Here is a 20,918-nt window from a genome sequence, read left to right on the forward strand (position 1 = left end):
GGGGTTTTTCATTAATTGGTCGTTGACCATGAGGGTTTCGTGAGGTTTTGGTTCTGGTTTTTTTCGGGCCTGTTTTGTTGGCCTTTCCTTGATTTCACGGTGGTCTATTAGCGTTCCCCCCGCACAGGGGGAACGCTAATAGACCACTAACAAAGCAAGGAGAGGCCAAAGCAGCAAGCAGCACACCCCAAGCGCCGAGCAGGCCAAAAACCCCGAGTCACACCCCAACAGAAACCTGATACCCAAACCGACTAACAGTTTCAATCCTAACCTCAGGCACAACCCCAAGAATCTTCCGTCGAAGCCGAGAAACGACGAGATTAACGCTAGAAGGATCGACATCATCCTTCTCAGGCCACGCGTAGCGAATAAGCTGATCCCTGGCAACAGGCGCATTCACCTGCCGCAGTAGACATTCGAGCAGAAGAAACTCCCGCCGCGTAACCGCCACCCTACGCCCGCCAAAAACAAGCTCCCGAGTCGCAACATCGAGCGAAGGCACCTCAACGAAAGAGGCTCCGGCAACAGACGCAGAACCCCCAGAAGCCGAACCAACACCGCCACCGCGTCCAACCCGCTGTAAAGCCTGCATCCGCTCATGCATTTCAATAAACGAATAAGGCTGACAAAAACAGGCATCCGCGCCAGCCCGCAAGACGCGAGTACGATCCTGCGCGGAAGCCACCCCCAAAACAGCCACAATCGCCGCCCCACTCCCCGCACCCGCAAACTCCGCCACAAACTCAAGCAGCGCAGAATAAGCCCCACCATCCAGCACCATCAAAACAATCGCGTCGAACGGCTCCTGCCCCGCAAGAAAAACCCCATCCCGCAGATCATCGGCCCGCTGCAAACTATGCGCACTCTCCTGCAGCGCCTTGAAAAGCCACGCCGCTTCCGGATGCGACGGCCCCACAAACAGGACGCGCATTCACCCCCCCGTCATGACAAGAAAAGCACGCGAGCTCATGCCAACGTCCTCGACCAGCATTCGATGGAAATCTTCGCGCCCGGCTCCGCATTGCCGATCTTCATCGTGAAGTCATGCACCCGCATCACCGCGGAGACAATGCTCAACCCAAGCCCCGATCCGGACAGATGCCGGGTACTCTCGCCACGATAAAACCGCTGCAACACCGCATCGCGTTCTTCGGCGGCAATGCCCGGACCGTTATCGACAATATCCACCTGCGGCCCCGCGGACGTCTGCCGAAGCTCCATCCGCACCGCACCCCCTTCAGGCGTGAACTTGATTGCGTTGTCCACCAGATTGCTCAACGCTTCGAACAGCAACGCGCGATCGCCATGAATCGCGTCAACCGGTTGCGCATGCACCGAAAGTTGAATCGCGCGGCTCTCCGCAAGCGGCTCGTAAAGCTCGCCGACTTCCTGGATCAACGTCTCCAGTTGCACTTCGCCGAACCCGCCGCGCCGCTGCAGGGTGCCGATCTCGGAGATCCGCAACATCGCGCGGAAACGGTCGAGCAACGCATCGGTCTCGGTGCGGGCGCGCTCCACCAGCGTCGACAATTCGGCGTCGTCGAGCGTTCCGGTGTGCTCCGCCGCATGCGCGAGCAAGGTCCGCACATGCGCTAACGGCGTGCGCAGATCGTGCGCGATGCCGTCGCACGCGCCCTTCACTTCGTTCATCAGGCGCTCGACTTCGGCCAGCATATGGTTCACCAGATGCGCGAGCATATCCACTTCGTCGCGTCCGCCAATCGGCAGACGTTGCGCGAGATCGCCCTGCGCAATACGCTGCGTGACGCGGCGGATCGCCTTGAGCCGGCGCATTTGCCGCACGCTCAACGCCAGCCCGCCCGCCACGCCCGCGAGCAGACAGACAATCCCGCCGCTCACCAGCGCGTCGATCACCGCCTCGCGAATCCGCAGAATGTGCGTGAGATCGCGCGCGATCACGAGCGTCGAGCCGTCCTTGCGTCGCTCGGCCATCGCGCGCACTACCGGCGCCTGATCGTTACGCCCCATCGAGAGCGCCAGATCGAGCGTCTTGCCTTTACGCGTGGTGGGCAACTGCGTCGGATACACCAGCACGTCGCCGGCAATCAAGCGGCCGTCCGGAGCGAACAGGCCGTAGTAATTCGTATGCATGCGCTCGTGCTCGATGCGCCTGTGGATCGCATCGGCGATACCGGTGTCCGGCAGCGAGTCGAAGTAGATCAGTTGCCAGTCCATCACCACATCGGTTTCGCGCTCCATATCGCCGGTCACGGCCCAGCCGATGAAGCCCAGCAACAGCATCACCGAAAACGAAAAAATGACGGCGTAAATGGAGAGCAGGCGAAAGGTGGTGGAATGCCAGCGCCGCCCGAGCGCAGATTGAGCGGGGAAGGTTGTGTCCATCAGGAAGATTGGTTCATGCGAGGATATAGCCCGAGCCGCGCACGGTCTGGATCATTTGCGTCACGCCGGGCGGATCGATTTTTTTGCGCAGGCGGCCCATATGCACATCGATCAGATTGGTGCCCGGATCGAAGTGATAGCCCCACACCGCCTCGAACAGCATGGTGCGCGTAATGGTCTGCCCGGCATGACGCATCATGAATTCGAGCACGCGGTACTCGGTGGGCAGCAGCACGATCTCTTCGCCGTCGCGCTGCACCTTGCGTGAAATCAGATCGAGTTCGAGCGGACCGACCCGTAGATGAGTCTCGAGTTGCGTGGCCGGCGTTTGACTGCGGCGCAGCAGCACTTCGAGACGCGCGGTCATTTCTTCTGGATCGAAGGGTTTGGTCAGGTAGTCGTCGCCGCCGGCACGCAGACCACGCACCCGTTCGTCGACATCGCCCAGCGCGCTCAGCATCAGCACCGGCGTTTGAATGCCGATGCTGCGCATGGTGGTGAGAATCGTCAGACCGTCCACGCCAGGCAGCATGCGGTCGAGTGTGATCACGTCGTAATCTTCGCTGATCGCGCGCGCCATGCCGTCGCGGCCGTTGGCCACCCAGTCCACGGTGAAGCCGCGGCTTTTCAACTCACCGACAATTTCATTCGCGGTAATTTCGTCATCTTCGATCGTGAGTACTCGCGACATGATCAATGCATGCGCCGCAGCCAGCTCTACCGATGCAAGCGGCGGGCGCGACCGGTTATCAGTAGGAGGACATGATGCCATATTCGGCTTGCGCATTCAGTGCACGGGCGTGCGCTTCGGCGGTTGCCGGCGCTATGCGCGAGTGCATCCCGGCAGGCTACGCGGGGTCGCATGGCGGATGAATATCCGCTTCATGAAGAAATATTTAAGTTTGGCCGCAAGGACGCTGAAGGCGCTTAAACGCGGTTGAAATCCGGCACGCGCGTCGATAAAACATATTTCATTTTGCCGACGCCGCTTCGGTATACCGCCTCCACTAGCCTACAGCCATCCCGCCGATCGTACTGGCGGTCCGACTCGATCCTTCTCGTGGATGGTAAAAGATGAAACTCGCAACGAAGACCCTGCTCGCCTCCCTGCTTCTGATCGGCAGCGCATCGGCCATGGCCGCGCCCGGACTCACGCAGCAGCAATGCAACGATTATCCGTTCACCCAGCTAAAAACCGAAGTGACGCACAAGCAATTGATGAACGAACTGGGCGAACTCGAAGCGGTAGGCTACAGCCCCAGCAACGACGACGACGATTATCCGAGCGACCTCGAAGCCGCCCAGCAGAAGCTGCAAGCCGAATATCGCGCGGACTGCATGCCGGCCGCGCCGCATGTGTCGGCCAGCGCAACGCAGTCGCCGGTTGGCACGGCGACGCCCGCAGCAGCGCAAGCGGTGGCGAATCAGCCAGCAGGCTAAGCGTCGCGCGAGGCAACGCTGTGCGGTTCAACGCATGGAACGTCTTGCGAAAGGCCTGAAGCTACGCGAGCATCACGAGCTACACGAGACGTTGCGAACTGGTTGAGCCCGCAACGTCTCCGTCAACGCCCGTTCGTGAACTGCGCGCGTTCGTTCTCACCCGAACGTGCTCGCTGCGCACGCCTTTCATCGCGCTTGCGATGCAGCGCGGCCAGCCGTTTTTTGCCGTGCGTAAGCGACGCGATCGCATGGAACGCGACCGGCGCGAACACCAGCCCGAACAACGTCGCCGCCAGCACGCCGCCGAACACGCCCGTGCCGATCGACCGGCGGCTCTCCGCCCCCGCGCCGCTCGACAACACCAGCGGCACGACACCGAGCAGAAACGCCGCCGACGTCATCACAATCGGCCGGAAGCGCGCGCCCGCGGCTTCGGTCACGGCGCGCGACAACGGCATGCCGCCCTGATACAGATCGCGCGCAAACTGCACGATCAGAATCGCGTTCTTCGCCGCCAGGCCGATCACGGTAATCATGCCGACCTTGAAGTACACGTCGTTGGGCATGCCGCGCAACAGCACCGCGCTGACCGCGCCGATCACGCCGAGCGGCACGACCATCAGCACCGCCAGCGGGATCGTCCAGCTTTCGTACAGCGCGGCGAGCGCCATGAACACCGCCATCAGCGACAGGCCGATCAGCATCGGCGTGAGCTTCGCGGCCGCGGTTTCCTCGCGCGCCGCGTCGACCCAGTCGTAGCTGACGCCGACCGGCAGCGACCCAGCCAGCCGCTCCATCTCCGCCATCGCCGCGCCGGAGCTATAACCGGGCGCCGCGTGGCCGCTCACGTCGAGCGACGGGTAGCCGTTATAACGCGTCAGCATCACCGGGCCGATGGTCCAGTGGCGGGTTGCGATCGCCGACAACGGCACCATGCCGCCCGTCGTGTTCGGCACGGCGAGCGCGAGCAGATCGTCTTCGGTCATGCGGGTGGCGGCGTCGGCGGAAATCACCACGCGCCGCATCCGGCCGCCGGCCGGAAAGTCGTCGATATAGGTCGAGCCGAAAGTGCTGCCCAGCACGTCGGTAAGGCGTTCGAACTGCACGCCGAGCGCGTACGCTTTGGCCCGGTCGATGATGAGTTCGACGCGCGGCGCGTCGGGCAGATCTTCCGAATGCACCGAGGCCAGCATCGGACTCGCCTTGGCCTGCGCGAACAGTTGCTCGCGCGCGGCCTTCAGCGCGTCGAGCCCCACCCCGCCGCGATCCTCGAGCCGGAACACGAAGCCGTCCGAATGGCCGATGCCCGGCACCGCGGGCGGCAGTTGCGCTTCGACGTCGCCGTCCAGAATCTTGTCGAACTTCTCGTTGAGACGGTCGCGCAACACCAGCGCGTCGGTATCGCGCTTGTCCCAGTCCTTGAGTTCGACGAAGCCCATCGCCACGTTCTGCCCGCTGCCGGCAAAGCTCCAGCCGATCACACTGGTGACGTTCGCAATGGCCGGCTCGGCGTGGAGAATCGCTTCCATACGCTTCACCACGGCCAACGTACGTTCCTGCGTCGCGCCTGCCGGCAATTGCACCATGACCTGCAACTGGCCTTCGTCCTCGCTCGGCAGAAAGCCGCCGGGCATGTGCCAATACAGCACGCCGCACACGCCGACCAGCACGACATACACGGCCAGCATCGGCCCGATCCGGCGCAGCATGCGCGCGGTCAGCCCGCGATAGCCGCTCGCGGCGCGATCGAAACCCGCAGTGAAACCGCTTGCCGCGCGCGCCGCGAAACCGAGCAGACCACGCCGCGCTTCGCGCTGGTGCACCGATTTCGTGTGCGCTTTCAGCAGATTCGCGCACAACGCAGGGGTCAACGACAAAGCCATGAACGACGACACCAGCATCGACGCGATCATCGCCACCGCGAACTGCCGGTAAATGCCGCCGACGCCGCCCGGAAAGAACGCCATCGGCACGAACACCGCGGTCAGCACGGCGGTCACGCCGATAATCGCGCCGCCGATCTGCGACATCGCCTTGCGGGTTGCCTCGCGCGGCGGCAGGCCCTCTTCTTCCATCACGCGATGCACGCTCTCCACCACCACGATCGCATCGTCGACGAGAATGCCGATCGCCAGCACGAGGCCGAACATCGTGAAGACGTTGATCGACAGGCCGCACGCGTACATGGCGAGAAACGCGCCCATTAGCGTGACCGGAATCACCACGGTCGGCACCAGCGTGTAGCGCAGATCGCGCAGAAACAGCCACATCACGAAGAACACCAGCACCACGGCTTCGGCGAGCGTGACGAGCACTTCATGAATGGCGATCTGCACGAAGTGCGCGTTGTCGAACGGAATTTCGACGGCGACGCCCGAGGGCAAGCCCTTCGACAATTCCGCGAGCCGCGCGCGAATCGCAGTCGAGGTTTCGAGCGCGTTGCCGCGCGGCCCTAGTTGAATGCCGACGGTGGCCGACGCCCTGCCGTTCAGGCGCGAATAGAACGTGTAGTTGTCGCGCCCGAGTTCGACCCGCGCGACGTCGCGCAGACGCACCGCCGAGCCGTCGGGCCGCGCCTTGATGACGATCTGGCCGAACTCCTCGGGCGAGATTAATTGCCCTTTCACGCTGACCGATGCCGTGAGCTGCTGACCCGGCACGAACGGCGCGTCGCCGATCGCGCCCGCCGTGACGGTGGCGTTCTGCGCGCTGATCGCGGCGTTCACCTCGGTCGGGCCGATGCCGTACTCGCGCAGCTTCATCGGATCGACCCACACGCGCAGCGCTTCGTCGGCGTCCCACAGTTCGGCCGCGCCCACGCCCGGCGCGCGCTTCAGTTCGCGCAGCACGTAGCGGCTCAGATAGTCGCTCAATTGCACCGAGTCGCGCGTGCCGTCCGTAGACGTGAGCGCGACCAGCATCAGGAACGTATTGGCCGCCTTGAAGACGCTGATGCCCTGCTGCACGACCTGCTGCGGCAGACGCGGCTCGACCTGCTTGAGACGGTTCTGGATGTCGACCAGCGCCATGTCCGGATTAGTGCCGGGCGAGAAGGTCGCGTCGATTTCGAGGTTGCCGAGGTTGTCGCTCGTGGTCTCGTAGTACAGCATGTTGTCCGCGCCATCGAGACTCTCCTCGATGATGCTGCCGACGTTGCCATCCACGACCTCGGTCGACGCGCCCGGATAGCTCGCGGAAATGACGATGCGCGGCGGCGCCAGACGCGGATACTGCGCCACCGGCAGTTGCGGAATCGCAAGCGCGCCAGCTACGACGATGGCCAGCGCGACGATCCACGCAAACACCGGACGGTCGATAAAGAAGAAAGGCACGCGTTAGTCCGTTCAGAGAGGCGTGATTGGCGTGATCGGCGCGAAAGCGGGCGCCTCGGCGAGGCGCGCCATATGCAGCACATCGGCCAGCACGCCATCACGCAGCGCGTAGCCACGCGAACGGCCTTCTTCGACAAAGCCGAACTTGCGATACAGCGCGATGGCCGGGGCGTTGTCCGCGAACACCGTGAGTTCGATGCGACGCAAACCGAGCGCGCCGTCGGCGCTATCGATCAGCGCCCGCACCAGCGCCGTGCCAACGCCCTGCCCATGATACGCGTCGTGTACGCAGATCCCGAGCTCCGCGCCGTGCGAGCGCGCCCGTGGATAGACGCTCAGCCCGGCGTGGCCGACCAGTTGCCCGTCCAGCCACGCGCCGACCGTCACGCCCTTGCCGAGGCGCCGCTCGTGCCACGCGGTGATCTGCGCGACATTGCGATAGCCGAGCTGCAACGTGCCGCGCCGTACGCCGGGCAGGCTCATGATCGCGGTGAACGCTTCCATGTCGGACGGCTCGCAGGCTTTGATCGCAATGCGATTGTCGAGCGCCGTGGCCTCGCTGTGCAACGTGTCGTTTTTCATGGCTTCATTCCGATGCGTTGCTTCGCGTGGCGTCCGCTTTCAAAGCAGACGCATCCGGGCCGGACATTAGCGGCGCGGGTTCCTGAAAGCGCGCCATGATGAGACTATCGATCAACACGCCGCGCCGCAGAACCGCACCACGCTGATGCGCTTCGATCTCGAAGCCGAACTTGTGGTACAGCGCCAGCGCCGCACGGTTATCGGCAAACACGTTCAGTTCGAGACGGCGCAAGCCGAGCCAGTTGTCGGCGAGGTCGAGCAGTTCGACCATCAGGCGATTGCCGATGCCGCGCCCGTGCCACGCGTCGTGCACGCAAATGCTGAACGAGCCGACATGCGCGCGGCGCCCTTTCATGGGCGAAAGTTGCGCCGACCCGACCAGCGTGTCGCCGACCGTGGCCACCATGGCAATCGTAGTGGGTTCGATTTTGCCGATCGACTCGCGCGTTTGCGCGAGCGTCTCGAACGGTACGTGCGGGTTGCCGTCGACCACCGCCGGCAACTGCATCAAGGCGTGGTATTGCTCCGAATCGGTGGGACGCAACGCGCGCAGCGTCAGTCCCTCGGGCAAGCTCTCAGAATTGGATTTTGTTTTTGAGTGTTGATCCATAGGCCTATAACGTCAATTCGAAGGACCTCACCAGAATGCCGGGCAGTTGCATGCCGCCCGTCGCGCGCTCGCCCCACGTCGAGTCGCTCAATAGCAGTTCGGCCTGCGCGCCGAGTTGTTCGAGTTCGCTGCCGAGCAGCCGGTACAGACTGTCGTCGAAACGCATGGCTTCGAGCGGTGCGACGATCTCGCCGTTTTCCACCCAGAAGGTCGCGAAACGCGTCATGCCGGTTAGGCGGCAATTCATCCGGTCCGAGAAGTTCACGTACCAGAGATTGCCGATATAAAGGCCGGTGCCGAGTTTCGCCAGCACGTCTTCTTCCGGCAGGTCGCCCGCTTTCATGGACAACGCCACCGGCGACTCGCTCGCCAACGCGCCGTTCGGCGTCAACCCATATTCGCGCGCGCTGCGTGCGTTGGTCAAACGTTCGGCGCTACGGCCGGCTTCGATCAGCGGGACGCTGTCGCGCAGATAGCCGTCGTCGTTGAAGCTGGGCGTAATGCCGAGACTCAGATCTTCGCTGATCGAAACGCGCGGGTCGACTACGATTTCTCCCACATGCAGTTTGTACAGCTCGCTGCGCGAACTCGCCTGCGCGCGTGCGGAAAAACCGCTCCATGACGCAACGCCGAGCAATTCGGCGAGCGCAGCGGGAGCGATCCACGCGCGGTAACGGCCCGGCTCCAGAGTGCGCGGTGTGCGCGCAAGCACCTCGAGACGCGCGGCGGCCTGCTCGACCTTGCGGTTGAACGCGGCGTCGCTCCAGTCGTCGCCGGCGTAGCTCGTTTTGATCGCGCGACCGCTCGGGTCGTACAGCGACCAGCTGAAATTGAAGTTATCGACTTCGTACCAGCCGCGACTGCCGCTCGTCGATGCGAAGCCGCGCACGATCGTGCCGCCCGCGTAAAAGCCCACGAAATCGAGGCCTTCCGCCGCTTGCGCGACGGTGCGCAGCAAGCCGTCCGGCTCCGGCAATTTGCCGGAGCGTTGCGTGGCGCGCGCCCATTTCGAGGTATCGAACAGCAGATGCGGATCGTCCGCGGCATCGCGCAAACCTTCGCGCAACGTGGCGAGCGCGGCGCTCACTTCGTCGAGATCCTGTTGCAGATCGCCGCACACGGTCAGCGTGGAATACGCCTGACGCGCGCCGTCGATCAACCGCAAGGTCAGCTTGCCTTGCGACACGCTGCCGGTCTGCCGCACTTTGCCCGCGTTGAAGCGGATAAAGTCCGACTGTTCACCGGCAAACGAACTCAGCGTGGTTTCGCCGTCTTGCTGCAGGCGCTCGATCGCGTCCGCCAGCGACGTGAAATGCTGCTGCCAGTCGACCGACGTCGTGGCGCGCGAAGCAATGAACTGGTTCATCAGGCGCCTCCGAACACGTCGATATCGCTAAACACGCAAGCCGGCGAAGCATGCCCCACGCGAATGATCTGCGCCGGTTCGCCTTTGCCGCACATCGACGTGCCATACACCTCGCGCGTGCCCGCATTGCCCACCGCGCTCAGACTGCGCCAGAAATTCGCCGAGATGCCGCGATAGTTCGGCTGCTTGACCACCTGCGTGAGCTTGCCGTTCTCGATCAACTGGCCGTATTCGCAGCCGAACTGGAATTTGTTGCGATGGTCGTCGATCGACCAGGACGTGTTGGTGCGCATCAGAATGCCGTGTTCGATATTGCCGATCATCTGCTCCAGCGAACTCTCGCCGGGTTCGATGTTCAGGTTCGCCATACGGTCGATCGGCGGACGGTTCCAGTTCGACGCCCGCGAATTCGCGACGCCCGACATGCGCGCGCGTTGCTGCGACAGCGCGCCGCCCAGCGGCCGTTCGAGCACGCCGTCGCGAATCAGGAACTGCTTGTCGGCGACGGTGCCGTCGTCGTCGAACGCGTACGAGGCGGCTTCCTCGCGCAACTCGGGGTCGAACGTGACGTTCAGCAGTTCCGAGCCGTAGCGGTACGAGCCGAACATGTCCTGCTTGACGAAACTCCAGCCCGCGAAATTGCGTTCGTCGCCGAGAATGCGATCGAGTTCGAGCGGGTGGCCGATCGACTCGTGAATCTGCAGCATCATCTGATCGGGCATCAGCAGCAGGTCGCGTTTGCCCGACGGGCAATTCGGCGCGGCCAGCAATTGCAGCGCTTCATTGGCGACGCGCACGCCGGACCCTTCGAAACCGAAGCGCGCGAGCACTTCAATGCCGCCCTGCCCGAGCGTGCCGTAGTTGCCGCCGAGCGTGCGCACCTGGGTGTCGCCGTTCGCATGCGCGGCCACGCTCAATTGCGGCATCACGAAGCGGAATTGCTGGTCGATGCGCACGCCGTCGCCGGTCATGTAGAGCTGGTCGGTATGCGTGATCTGCACGCCCGCCACGCGCTCGACAATCTTCGCGTCGAGATTGGCGCTCGCGCATTCGGCGGCCAGCATCTCCAGCCATTCGGCGCGGCTCGGCAACGCGTGTTGCGCATTCGGCGACACGTAATGGCCGCTCGCGGTGGGACGCGCCACCTCGCGATGATCGATCAGCGACAACACCGCGCTCGCTTGCGCGCGCGCGGTGGCAATATCGAGCGCCGCCTGCAGGCCCGCTGCCGTGAGATTCGCGGTGGCCGCATAGCCCGAACCGGCGCCGACCCACGCAATCAACATGGCGCCGCGATCGCGCACGGTGCGCAACGGCTGTGCAATGTCGTTGCGGATCTCGTGATCGTCGATCTGCTCGTCCACAATGCGCAGCGACCAGAACGCCGCGCGGCTTGTCAGCGTACGGGCGGCTTGCGCCCAACGTTCGTCAATCATTCACGTGTCTCGTAGATCTCGTGGAAAACGATCAGGCGGTCGGCTCCGGCACGATCATGGATGAGGCCAGCAGCGACTGCGTGTAGGGATGCGACGGGGCATGCAGCACGTCGAGCGTATCGCCCGCTTCGACAATGCGGCCCGACTTCATCACGATCACGCGGTGCGCCATGGCGCGCATCACCGCCAGATCGTGCGTAATGAACAAATAGCTAAGCTTGTACTTTTTCTGCAGATTTGTCAGTAGATTCAGCACCTGTTTCTGGATCGACACGTCGAGCGCGCTGGTCGGCTCGTCGAGCACCAGCAGTTCCGGCTCGACAGCCAGCGCGCGGGCAATCGCGATCCGCTGACGCTGGCCGCCGGAGAACTCGTGCGGATAGCGCAGCATCGCGTCCGCGGGCATGCCGACTTCTTCGAGCAGACTGCCGATGCGCGCACGCCGCGCTTTCGCGTCGATTTCCGGACTATGCATCACCAGACCTTCGCCGATGATCTGCTCGACCGTCATACGCGGCGACAGCGAGCCGAACGGGTCCTGAAACACGACCTGCATGCGCGCATAGAGCGCACGGCGAGATTTCGCCGTCTTCAGCGAAGCGAGCGGCAAACCGTCGATATGAATCGCGCCGGCCGCCGGTCGCTGCAGACCGAGCACGGTTGCCGCGAGCGTCGACTTGCCGGAGCCGGATTCACCCACGATGCCGAGCGTTTCACCGCGCCGCACGCTCAGATCGACGTCCTGCACCGCGCGGAACGTCGAGCGGCCGAACAGCGAACGCCAGCCTTTCGCGGACATGCTGTAGTCGACCGCGAGTCCCTGCACTTCGAGCAGGCGCGGTGCGCCCGGCTCGACCGGCTCGACCGCGCGCTGCGGTTCGCTGTCCAGCAAGCGCCGCGTGTAAGGATGCTGCGGATTGGAGAACAGCGCTTCGGTCGTATTGGTTTCGACCAGCACGCCCTTTTCCATCACCGCGACACGCTGCGCGAAACGCTTCACCAGATTCAGATCGTGCGTGATCAGCAGCACGGCCATGCCGCGTTCCGCCGCTTCCTGCTCCTGCAATGAGATCAACAGATCGACGATCTGCTGACGCACGGTGACGTCGAGCGCAGTGGTCGGTTCGTCGGCCAGCAGCAAACGCGGACGGCACGCGAGCGCCATGGCGATCATCGCGCGCTGACGCTGCCCGCCGGACAGTTGGTGCGGAAAGCTGTCGATGCGCCGTTCCGGCTCGGGAATGCCCGTGCGCCGAAGCAGTTCGATGCCGCGCTGGCGCGCCGCATTAGGCCGCAAGCCTTCGTGCAAACGCAGGCTCTCGGCAATCTGCTTGCCGATCGTGAAGAGCGGATTGAGCGCGGTCATCGGCTCCTGAAACACCATCGCCACATCGGCGCCGCGCAGACCACGCATCTGCTGCTCGGTTTTCTGCAACAGGTCTTCACCGTCGAGCAGCATGCGGCCGCTCAGTTCGGCATGTTCGACCAGACGCAGAATCGACAACGCGGTGACACTTTTTCCCGAACCCGATTCGCCGACCAGCGCGACACGCTCGCCGCGCGCGATCGAAAGACTGAGTTCATGCACGGCGATCTTGTCGCCGAACTTGACGGAAAAGCGGTCGATTTCCAGCAACGGTCGGCCGTTTTGCGCCTTGCCGGGACTCTGTTTGTCGCTCATCGCGGACCTCCACCGAAAGCGGAACCACGCGAACGGGTATCGAGCGCATTACGCAACGCGTCGCCCATGAACGTCAGCAGCAACAGCGTGATCACCAGCGCGGCGAACGCCGACACCGAGATCCACCATGCGTCGAGATTGTTCTTGCCCTCCTGCAGCAACTCGCCGAGGCTCGGCGTCGGCGGCGGCACGCCGAGGCCGAGAAAGTCCAGACTGGTCAGCGACAGAATCGCCGCGCTCATGCGGAACGGCAGGAACGTGATGACCGGCGTCAGGCTGTTCGGCAACACGTGGCGCCACATGATCTGCCAGTTCGACAGCCCCATCGTGCGCGCCGCTTTGACGTAATCGAGCGAACGGTTGCGCAGGAATTCGGCGCGGACGTAGTCGGACAGCACGAGCCAGCCGAACATGGACAGCAGAATGAACAGCAGCCACAGCGTCGGTTCGAAAATCGACGCGAAGATGATCAGCAGATACAGGTCCGGCATCGAACTCCAGATTTCGATCAGGCGCTGGCCGATCAGATCGGTGCGCCCGCCGTAGAAGCCCTGCACCGCGCCCGTCAGGACGCCGATCGCCACACCGGACACTGTCAGCGCCAACGCCATCAGCACCGACAACCGGAAGCCGTACAACAGTCGCGCCAGCACGTCGCGGCCGAACTGATCCGTGCCGAGCCAGTTCGACGACGTCGGCGGCGCGGGATACGGATTCGCGGCGAAGTAGTCGATCGTGTCGTAGTTGAAGTGATTCGGCGGATAGATCGCGAAGTTGCCGTTCGATTCGAGCCGCGAACGGATATACGGATCGAGGTAGTTCGCCTTGGCCGGGAAATCGCCGCCAAACAGCGTTTCCGAATAATCCTTCACGATCGGAAAGTAGTAGTGGCCGTCGTAACGCACCATCAGCGGCCGGTCGTTGGACAGCACCTCGCCGAACAGACTGATGACGAACAACGTCACGAAGATCACGAGGCTCCAGTAGCCGAGACGCTGCCGCTTGAAGCGCTGCCACGTACGCCGCCACGGAGACGGCGACGCCGCGTGCGCCGCACTGGACTCAGCGGTCCAGGCGGTTGAATTGGATGCGGGGGTCGACGAGGACATAGCAGACGTCTGCGATAAGTTTGGTTACGAGGGCGATCAGCGTGAACAGGAACAGCGAACCGAGTACGACCGGGTAATCACGGCGGATCACCGAGTCGTACGACAGTTGGCCCATGCCATCGAGCGAGAACAACGTTTCGATCAGCAGATTGCCGTTCAGAAACGCACCGACGAAGGCCGCCGGCAAACCGGTCAGCAACGGAATCGCGGCGTTGCGCAGCACGTGTTTCCACAACACGTCGCGCTCCGGCGCGCCCTTGGCGCGCGCGGTCAGCACATATTGACGGCCGATCTCTTCGAGAAAGGTGTTCTTGGTCAGGATCGTGACGATCGCGAAGTTGCCGACCACCGAAGCCGTGACCGGCAGCACGATGTGCCACAGATAGTCGAGTACTTTGCCGAACGTACTGAGGTCGCTGAAGTTATCCGACGTGAGGCCGCGCATCGGAAACACCTGCCAGAACGTACCGCCGCCGAACAGCATCAGCAGCAGCACGCCGAGCACGAAGCCGGGAATCGCGTAGCCGGCAAGCACCAGCACGCTCGTGACCGTGTCGAAGCGCGAGCCGTTGCGAATCGCTTTCGAGATTCCCAACGGCACCGATATCAGATAAGTGAGCATCACCGTCCACAGCCCGAGCGTGATCGACACGGGCAGTTTGGAGCGGATCACGCCCCAGACGCTTTCGTGCTCGTAGTAGGACTGGCCGAGATCGAAAGTCGCGTAGTGCTTGAGCATCAGCAGATAGCGTTCGAGCGGCGGCTTGTCGAAGCCGAACTGCTTCTTGATCTGCTCGATCTGTTGCGGGTCGACGCCCTGGCTGCCGTGATAGCCGCCGCCACCGGCCCCCGCCTCTCCGCCACGGCCAGTGCCGTGGCGGAGTTGCGTCATCACCTGTTCGACCGGCCCACCCGGCACGAACTGCGTGACGACAAAGGTCAGCGTGACGACGCCGAGCAGCGTCGGCACCATCAAAAGCAATCGTCTGAGAATGTAGGCAAGCATGCGGGTCCTCAGTGGGCCGTGGCCGCTGATGCGGCGGTGGCAGCGGTGGTATTTGAAGCGGACTGGGTGGTCGGGGCTTTGACGTACCAGTAGTTGATCACCCAGTCTTCGTACTGGTACGACATCGGCACGGTCTTCGGAAAGCCGAGCGTGGTCTTGTAGCCGATTCGCGCGCCCGGCGAGTAGTACTCGGGCACCAGATAGAACGAATAGATCAGGACGCGATCCAGGGCCTTGGTCGCGGCTTCCAGATCGTCGAGATTGTCGGCGGACAGCGCAGCGTGAATCAGCGAATCGACGGCTTTCGAACGAATGCCCGGATAGTTCTCGGAGCCGATTTCCGACGCGGCCGCACTGCCGAAACGGCGCGTCAGTTCCGCGCCCGGAATCGTCACTGGTGGGTAGATGAACGTGGTCATGTCGTACTCGAAGTTGTTGAGACGCTTCTCGTACAACGCGCTGTCGATCTCACGCATATGCGCCTGAATGCCGAGCGTGCTGAGCGCCTGCATATACGGCAGGATCAGGCGGTCCATGCCGGGTTGGTCGTCCATCACCTCGATCACCATCGGCGTGCCGTTCGCGTCGCGCAACGCGCCGTCGCGATAGTGCCAACCGGCTTGCCCGAGCAGATCGCGCGCGGCGCGCAGATTGCCGCGCAGCGAGTTCGGCGGGATCGTGTCCGGCTGCTTGAGCATGGGGCCGAATACTTCGGGCGGTACTTCGCCCTTCAGCGGTTCGAGCAATGCGAGTTCTTTCGGGCCCGGCATGCCGGTCGCGCCGAACGGGCTCGCTTCGAAATAGCTGTTGGTGCGACGGTATTGACCGTAGAACATCATCCGGTTCATCCAGTCGTAGTCCAGCGCCATGGTCAGCGCCTGACGCACGCGCGGATCCTTGAACATCGGCTTGCGCAGATTCATCAGCATGCCCTGCATCTGCGCGGGACCGTCGCTGAAATCGCCCTTCTTCAACAAGCCGTTGTCGAAGTTCTTGCCGACGTATTTGCGTGCCCATTGGGTAGCGCTGTACTCGACGATCGCGTCGGCGTCGCCGGCCTTGAAGGCTTCGAGTTGCGTGTAATGATCGCGGTACAGTTTGAACGTGATGCGCTCGAAGCGGAACATGCCGCGCCGCGACGGCAGATTCGCCGCCCAGTAGTCAGGATTGCGGCGATACGAAATCTGCTTGTCGTTCTTGCGGTATTCGATCAGATAAGGGCCGCTGCTGATCGGCGGCTGGGTCGCGATCTGGTCGAACGGCGGGCGTTTGCCGTCGGCCTGCATGCCCCACTTCGGCGAGAAGATCGGCAGATCGCCGGCAATCAGCGGCGCGTCGCGCTCGGCGTGCTTGAAGTCGAAACGGATCGTGTTTTTATCGATCACCGTCGCGCTTTTGATCACCGAGAACTGCGCATTGAAAACCGGTGAAGCGTGCGAGCTCGTCAACGTGTCGAACGAATATTTGACGTCGGCGGCCGTGATCGGGTCGCCGTTGGAAAAGCGCGCGGCGGGATTGATATGGAAGGTCGCGGAGCTGAGGTCCGCGGCAACGTCGACGTTGTCCGCGATCAGTGGGTATTCGGAGGCGAGTTCGTCCCAGCTACGCTGCATCAGCGTGTCGAACATCAGGTTCTGAATGTCGGGCGCCGGGGCGCCGCGCAACAGAAACGGATTCAGCGAATCGTAGCTTTGCAGTTCGTTGTAGTTCTCGAAACTGAGCGAGCCTTTGGTCGGCGCGTCAGGATTCGCGTAGTCGAAGTGCGTGAAATTATCGGGGTATTTCGGTTGATCGTATTGCGCGATCGACGGTTTCGCCTGCGCCACGTGCGGGGTCGTAGCGAGCACGACCAAAGCGCCGAATGTGCCATTGGCTAGCGCGCTCGTCATTGACACGCGTGCGGCGCGGCGCATCGCGACGAGTGAACAGCCTAGTGCGTCGTGCAGGCGCAGCAGTCCGGTTTTCATCATTCTTTTCGTCAGCCCATACAGTGCGCACCGGCTTGTGGCCCGAACGCGATTCAACCCGCGACGCGGCAACAGCCGGTCGCCATTGCCGGTGCGAGTTGATCCGTTACAACGACAGCCCGTATGCACCGTCGTCGCAAGAAAAGTACTCGACCAGAACAACCCGCTCCGGTTCCTTGACTGCAAGAAACCGGAGCGGCAGATCCTTCATGATTCGTCAGCCTGATCGCTCAGACATCAGAACTTGTACGTAGCGCCAACCTGTGCAAAGCGGCCGATGTACGAATAGATCGATTGGTCGTAACCATTCTGATCCAGCGTGCCGTTCGCGAAGATCGGATCATACGGCGGCGTGCGATTGAAGATGTTGTCGATGCCGCCGAAGATCGTCCAGTGCTTGAAGCCCGTGTACGTGACCATCAGGTTGAACTGGCTGTACGAACCGACCTTGCTCGTGGCCGGCGACAGGTTCTGTGCGTACGGACCCGTGAACTGCCACGTGAGCGCCGCGTCGAACTTGTGGTACGACCAGTCCACAGTGGTGTTGCCCTTCCAGCGCGGGAAGCTGCCGCCGAACGGTTGCGTGAGGGTGTAGTTGTTACCCGCACCGTTGACCGGCGCCTTACCCGGGCTGCCGATCTTGAAGCTGTTCACGTAAGCCCAGTCGCCCGACAGGGTGAACGTACCCGCAGTCGTGGTCGGCAGTGCCTGGCGGAACGTACCTTCAAAGCCATTCGTATCGAGGTAACCCAGGTTCGCGTACGGAATGACCTTGTACAGCAGATTGCCGTTGGCATCGAGCACGGTCTGCGACGGCGAGCCCTGGCCGATCACGTTATCCACGCGAATCTTGTACCAGTCGAAGCCGATGTCGGTCGTGCGGGTCGGCGCCAACTGGAAGCCGATGTTCAGGTTACGCGTGCGTTCCGGAGCGAGATTCGGATTGCCCTCGGTAATCGACGTGTAGTTCTGGCCCGACGCCTGGTCCACCTGGATGCCCAGCGTTTGCGACTTGCTGTTTTCCACGAACGTCGGCGCACGGAAACCGCGGCTATACGACGTGTACATCGTCAAAGCCTGCACCGGCTGGTAGCGCAACGCGAAGCGCGGCGAGAACGCACCGCCCACATCGCTGTAGTGGTCGTAACGGCCCGACTGGCTGAACGTCAGGTTGTGGATGATCGGAATGTCGATCTGGTAGTACACGGCCGCCACGTTACGCTGACCGTTCACCGTCTGCAGATTCGGGTTGATGACCTCACCCGTTGCAAACGCGGCGCCCGGGTTCATCACTTCGCTCTGGTGCGTGAACTGCGCGCCCATACCGAAGCCCACATCGCCGGACGGCAGATGGAACAGCGTCGGCGTGGACAGCGTCGCGTCAACCGTGTCGAGCTTCGAGATCGCCAGGTTGTTCGCGTCCTGATACAGACCATTCAAACCATTGGGCGTCGCCGACGGATTCGCAAAGTCGAACGTACCGTTCTGGTAGATGTTGGTCAGTGCATTCGCGTTCAGCTGGTTCGTGTACGTGTTCGAAACCGTGCTTTGCGAGTGGCTGACCGACGTTGCCCAATCCCAATCGCCGTTCGGCAAACCGAACGAACCCTTGAGACCGGTCGACGCGCGCCAGTAGGTCGCATACGTCTTTTCCGACACCGTGTTCGGGAACGCGTACGTGAGCGGCGTATCCACGCCGTACGGGTTGTAGGGGCTGCCCGCCGGCACGTTGATGTTGAACGGCGTGAGCAGTTTCGTCGCCGGGTTCATGACCAGCGTCGGATTCTGCGGATTGCCGACCACGTTGCCCCACAGACCGTCATTCGTGGTGGTCGTGTTGCTGCTGATCAGGAAGTCGCCGAATGCGGTCGTCTGATCGTTGATCTTGAAGTCCGCGTGGACCTTGGCGTTGAAGCGCTCCATCATCGGCGCGATCGACATGCCTTCCGCGGTGTTATAGCCGCACACCGTGCCCGGCTGTCCCGCCGTCAGCGAGTTGGTGGCCGAAGGGTGCACCGAGCCGCCGAACCCGCAACCGCTCAGCGCCTGCGGGCCACCCGGCGTATTCCAGTACGACGGTGCGAGCAGCGAGAAGCCGCCCGGCTGATTCGTGAAGTCCTGGTTGCGCGTCGAGTCACGGTCCGCCAGCGTAAAGCCGTTCGACTTGTAATAGCTCGCCGCGGCCGTCACGTTGAAACGATCGGAGTTCAGGTCACCGAAACCGCCCAGCACGCCGAACTTGGTCGTGCCGGCGCCGCCGCCGCCGTTGATCGCGCTGCCGTAGCTGCCGTCGAGTTGCAAACCTTGGAAGTCGTGCTTCGTGATGATGTTGACCACGCCCGCGACAGCGTCCGAGCCGTATTGCGACACGGCGCCGGTCTTGACGATTTCGATCCGGTCGATGTCGTTCAGCGGCAGCGTGTTCAAGTCGAAGAACGAGTCGACGCTGTTCGAGAAGAACGCGAACGGCGCGACACGTTGTCCGTCCACCAGCACCAGCGTGTATTTTTCGCTCAGACCGCGCAGTGCGATACCCGCAGCGCCCGCGGCAAAGTTGCCGGACTGGCCTTCGCTCCAGCTATTCGCCGAGTTGGCCGAGGTGTCGCGCAGAAAGTCAGCGACCGTCGTGGCGCCGCTATTCAGAATGTCCTTTTGCGTCACCGTCTGCACCTGATTGAAGCCGACCTTGTCGGAACTCCGGATCAGCGAACCGGTAACTTCGAACCGCTTCAGTTGCTGGACTTTGCCCTTACCCGCGGCCGGCGCGGCGTTGTCCGCCGACGGCGTCGCAGCAGCGCCCGACGCGGCAGCAGCGGGCGTAGCCGGCGTGCTTTCCGTGGTCGTTGCGCCTGCCGCGGCACCCGTCGGGGCCGGCTGGCTTTGTGCGAACGCCGGTACGGCGATTGCGGCCGACAATGCCAGTTCAGCCCAGATTATTCTTTTGATGGCCAGCGCCAATGCCCGTTGTTTCATTTTTCCCCTTCTCGCTCGTCAGTAAGGCCACAGCTGTATGTGAGAGAGATCTTGTGAATCTCTCTACTCGATATACGGCGATCTTGCGCCGCGCTCCGTTAAAGCCACTCCACTCTCTTTAAGGCTTCTCTAACCGGCGAAGACATGCCGGCACCGCAAGTTCAGCCAGACAGGCGGAGTACTTCAAATAAGTCAATTTTGGACTACCAAATTATTACAAACGAAATGCGCAGCGCTTTCTAATTGTTTTCACTTCTTATGTCGTACAACGTATGCGGGGACGACAGGTGGTTTAACGCGCCTGAACAACCCTTCCAACCTTAAGTCATGCTTACAGATATAAATCGACTGATTTCGCGAGAAATTCCGAGTTCAGCACTAGAACAACCGCGGTGTGCCCACCCACACGAGTACTGCTTCTTCGCTGGCGGTATTGGCCCAGGCATGCGGCACAGTGGACTCGTAATGCGCGGTGTCACCAGCCTGCAACACGAACGTCGTACCTTCCAATGTGAGCGATATCTCGCCGCTCATCACATACAGAAACTCTTCCCCTGCGTGCGTCGTGACCTCCGACGGGTGCTGACCCACCGGCATTCTGACGAGAATGACTTCCAGCTTGCTGCCGACCGACAGATTCGTCAGCCGTCCAAAAATATTCGCGCTTCCGTCGAAGCCGAAGTACTTCAATTCGTTGCCCCTGCGCACCGACCGGTCTTCAGTCGGCGTGTCGACGAAGTACTGCACCGTGACGCCTAATGCCCGTGCAATACCCACCAGCGACGTGATCGAAGGTGTTGCATGACCACGCTCCACCTGCGACAGAAAGGGTTTGGAAATACCCGCAGTCTTTGCCACTTCATCCAGCGTGCGCTTGAGCCGTTGGCGAAGCGCGCGGATTTTGCTTCCTATTGAGACTGCTACCTGTGCCTTGTTATCGAGTGGCAAAACCATAGCAAGACAGAATCCCGTAGTCAAAAATAGTTTGATAGAAGCTAATTAAGTTCCATGATTTGCAACACTCTCCGTGAAGCACGCTGGATAAGCGTGAT

15 protein-coding genes are annotated in these 20,918 nt (G+C 62.2%); 1 reads left to right on the forward strand and 14 read right to left on the reverse strand.

The window, feature by feature from the left end; genetic code table 11:
- Nucleotides 1–217: 217 nt before the first annotated feature.
- From GGD40_RS06320 to GGD40_RS06330, 3 genes are read right to left on the reverse strand one after another with little or no spacing between them, the layout of a single operon-like run.
- Nucleotides 218–931 carry a response regulator transcription factor gene (locus GGD40_RS06320; protein WP_179743137.1) on the reverse strand — a complete coding sequence of 238 codons (714 nt, stop codon included), beginning with the start codon at nucleotides 929–931 and terminating at the stop codon, nucleotides 218–220.
- A 35-nt stretch (nucleotides 932–966) separates the two neighbouring features.
- Complete coding sequence (locus GGD40_RS06325; RefSeq protein ID WP_179743138.1) at nucleotides 967–2,364, reverse strand: sensor histidine kinase; 1,398 nt, start codon at nucleotides 2,362–2,364, stop codon at nucleotides 967–969.
- 13 nt (nucleotides 2,365–2,377) lie between these two features.
- On the reverse strand, nucleotides 2,378–3,055 hold the full coding sequence (locus GGD40_RS06330) for a response regulator transcription factor (protein WP_179705654.1): 678 nt from the start codon (nucleotides 3,053–3,055) through the stop codon (nucleotides 2,378–2,380).
- Between the two features lie 383 nt (nucleotides 3,056–3,438).
- On the opposite strand from GGD40_RS06330, the gene GGD40_RS06335 reads away from it, so the two are divergent.
- Complete coding sequence (locus GGD40_RS06335; protein WP_179705656.1) at nucleotides 3,439–3,804, forward strand: DUF4148 domain-containing protein; 366 nt, start codon at nucleotides 3,439–3,441, stop codon at nucleotides 3,802–3,804.
- A 122-nt stretch (nucleotides 3,805–3,926) separates the two neighbouring features.
- Here the strand turns inward: GGD40_RS06335 and GGD40_RS06340 are convergent, their stop codons facing one another.
- From GGD40_RS06340 to GGD40_RS06390, 11 genes are all read right to left on the reverse strand, one after another.
- The gene (locus GGD40_RS06340; RefSeq protein WP_179743139.1) at nucleotides 3,927–7,136 is read right to left on the reverse strand and encodes a multidrug efflux RND transporter permease subunit; all 3,210 of its coding nucleotides are present in this window, start codon (nucleotides 7,134–7,136) and stop codon (nucleotides 3,927–3,929) included.
- Between the two features lie 12 nt (nucleotides 7,137–7,148).
- Entirely contained in the window at nucleotides 7,149–7,718 is a 570-nt protein-coding gene (locus tag GGD40_RS06345; protein ID WP_179743140.1) for a GNAT family N-acetyltransferase, read from the reverse strand.
- Between the two features lie 4 nt (nucleotides 7,719–7,722).
- A complete protein-coding gene (locus tag GGD40_RS06350) occupies nucleotides 7,723–8,289 on the reverse strand; it encodes a GNAT family N-acetyltransferase (protein ID WP_306456573.1) in 567 nt (188 codons plus the stop codon).
- Between the two features lie 43 nt (nucleotides 8,290–8,332).
- The gene (locus GGD40_RS06355) at nucleotides 8,333–9,694 is read right to left on the reverse strand and encodes a TldD/PmbA family protein (protein WP_179705662.1); all 1,362 of its coding nucleotides are present in this window, start codon (nucleotides 9,692–9,694) and stop codon (nucleotides 8,333–8,335) included.
- Entirely contained in the window at nucleotides 9,694–11,130 is a 1,437-nt protein-coding gene (locus GGD40_RS06360) for a TldD/PmbA family protein (protein WP_179743142.1), read from the reverse strand. The genes GGD40_RS06355 and GGD40_RS06360 overlap by 1 nt, the downstream gene beginning before the upstream one ends.
- A 31-nt stretch (nucleotides 11,131–11,161) precedes the next feature.
- Nucleotides 11,162–12,811 carry an ABC transporter ATP-binding protein gene (locus GGD40_RS06365; RefSeq protein ID WP_179743143.1) on the reverse strand — a complete coding sequence of 550 codons (1,650 nt, stop codon included), beginning with the start codon at nucleotides 12,809–12,811 and terminating at the stop codon, nucleotides 11,162–11,164.
- Nucleotides 12,808–13,920 carry an ABC transporter permease gene (locus tag GGD40_RS06370; protein WP_179705666.1) on the reverse strand — a complete coding sequence of 371 codons (1,113 nt, stop codon included), beginning with the start codon at nucleotides 13,918–13,920 and terminating at the stop codon, nucleotides 12,808–12,810. Before GGD40_RS06370 ends, GGD40_RS06365 begins: the two co-directional genes overlap by 4 nt.
- Nucleotides 13,874–14,926: a microcin C ABC transporter permease YejB gene (locus tag GGD40_RS06375; protein WP_035551435.1), complete on the reverse strand. Its 1,053-nt coding sequence runs from the start codon at nucleotides 14,924–14,926 to the stop codon at nucleotides 13,874–13,876. The genes GGD40_RS06370 and GGD40_RS06375 overlap by 47 nt, the downstream gene beginning before the upstream one ends.
- Before the next feature lie 8 nt (nucleotides 14,927–14,934).
- Nucleotides 14,935–16,893, reverse strand: coding sequence for an extracellular solute-binding protein (locus GGD40_RS06380; protein WP_373565322.1), 1,959 nt, complete (start codon nucleotides 16,891–16,893; stop codon nucleotides 14,935–14,937).
- A gap of 237 nt (nucleotides 16,894–17,130) precedes the next feature.
- On the reverse strand, nucleotides 17,131–19,866 hold the full coding sequence (locus GGD40_RS06385; RefSeq protein WP_179743144.1) for a TonB-dependent receptor: 2,736 nt from the start codon (nucleotides 19,864–19,866) through the stop codon (nucleotides 17,131–17,133).
- 378 nt (nucleotides 19,867–20,244) lie between these two features.
- A complete protein-coding gene (locus GGD40_RS06390; protein ID WP_179743145.1) occupies nucleotides 20,245–20,820 on the reverse strand; it encodes a helix-turn-helix domain-containing protein in 576 nt (191 codons plus the stop codon).
- Nucleotides 20,821–20,918 lie beyond the last annotated feature (98 nt).

The organism is Paraburkholderia bryophila, from assembly GCF_013409255.1.
Lineage (GTDB): Bacteria > Pseudomonadota > Gammaproteobacteria > Burkholderiales > Burkholderiaceae > Paraburkholderia.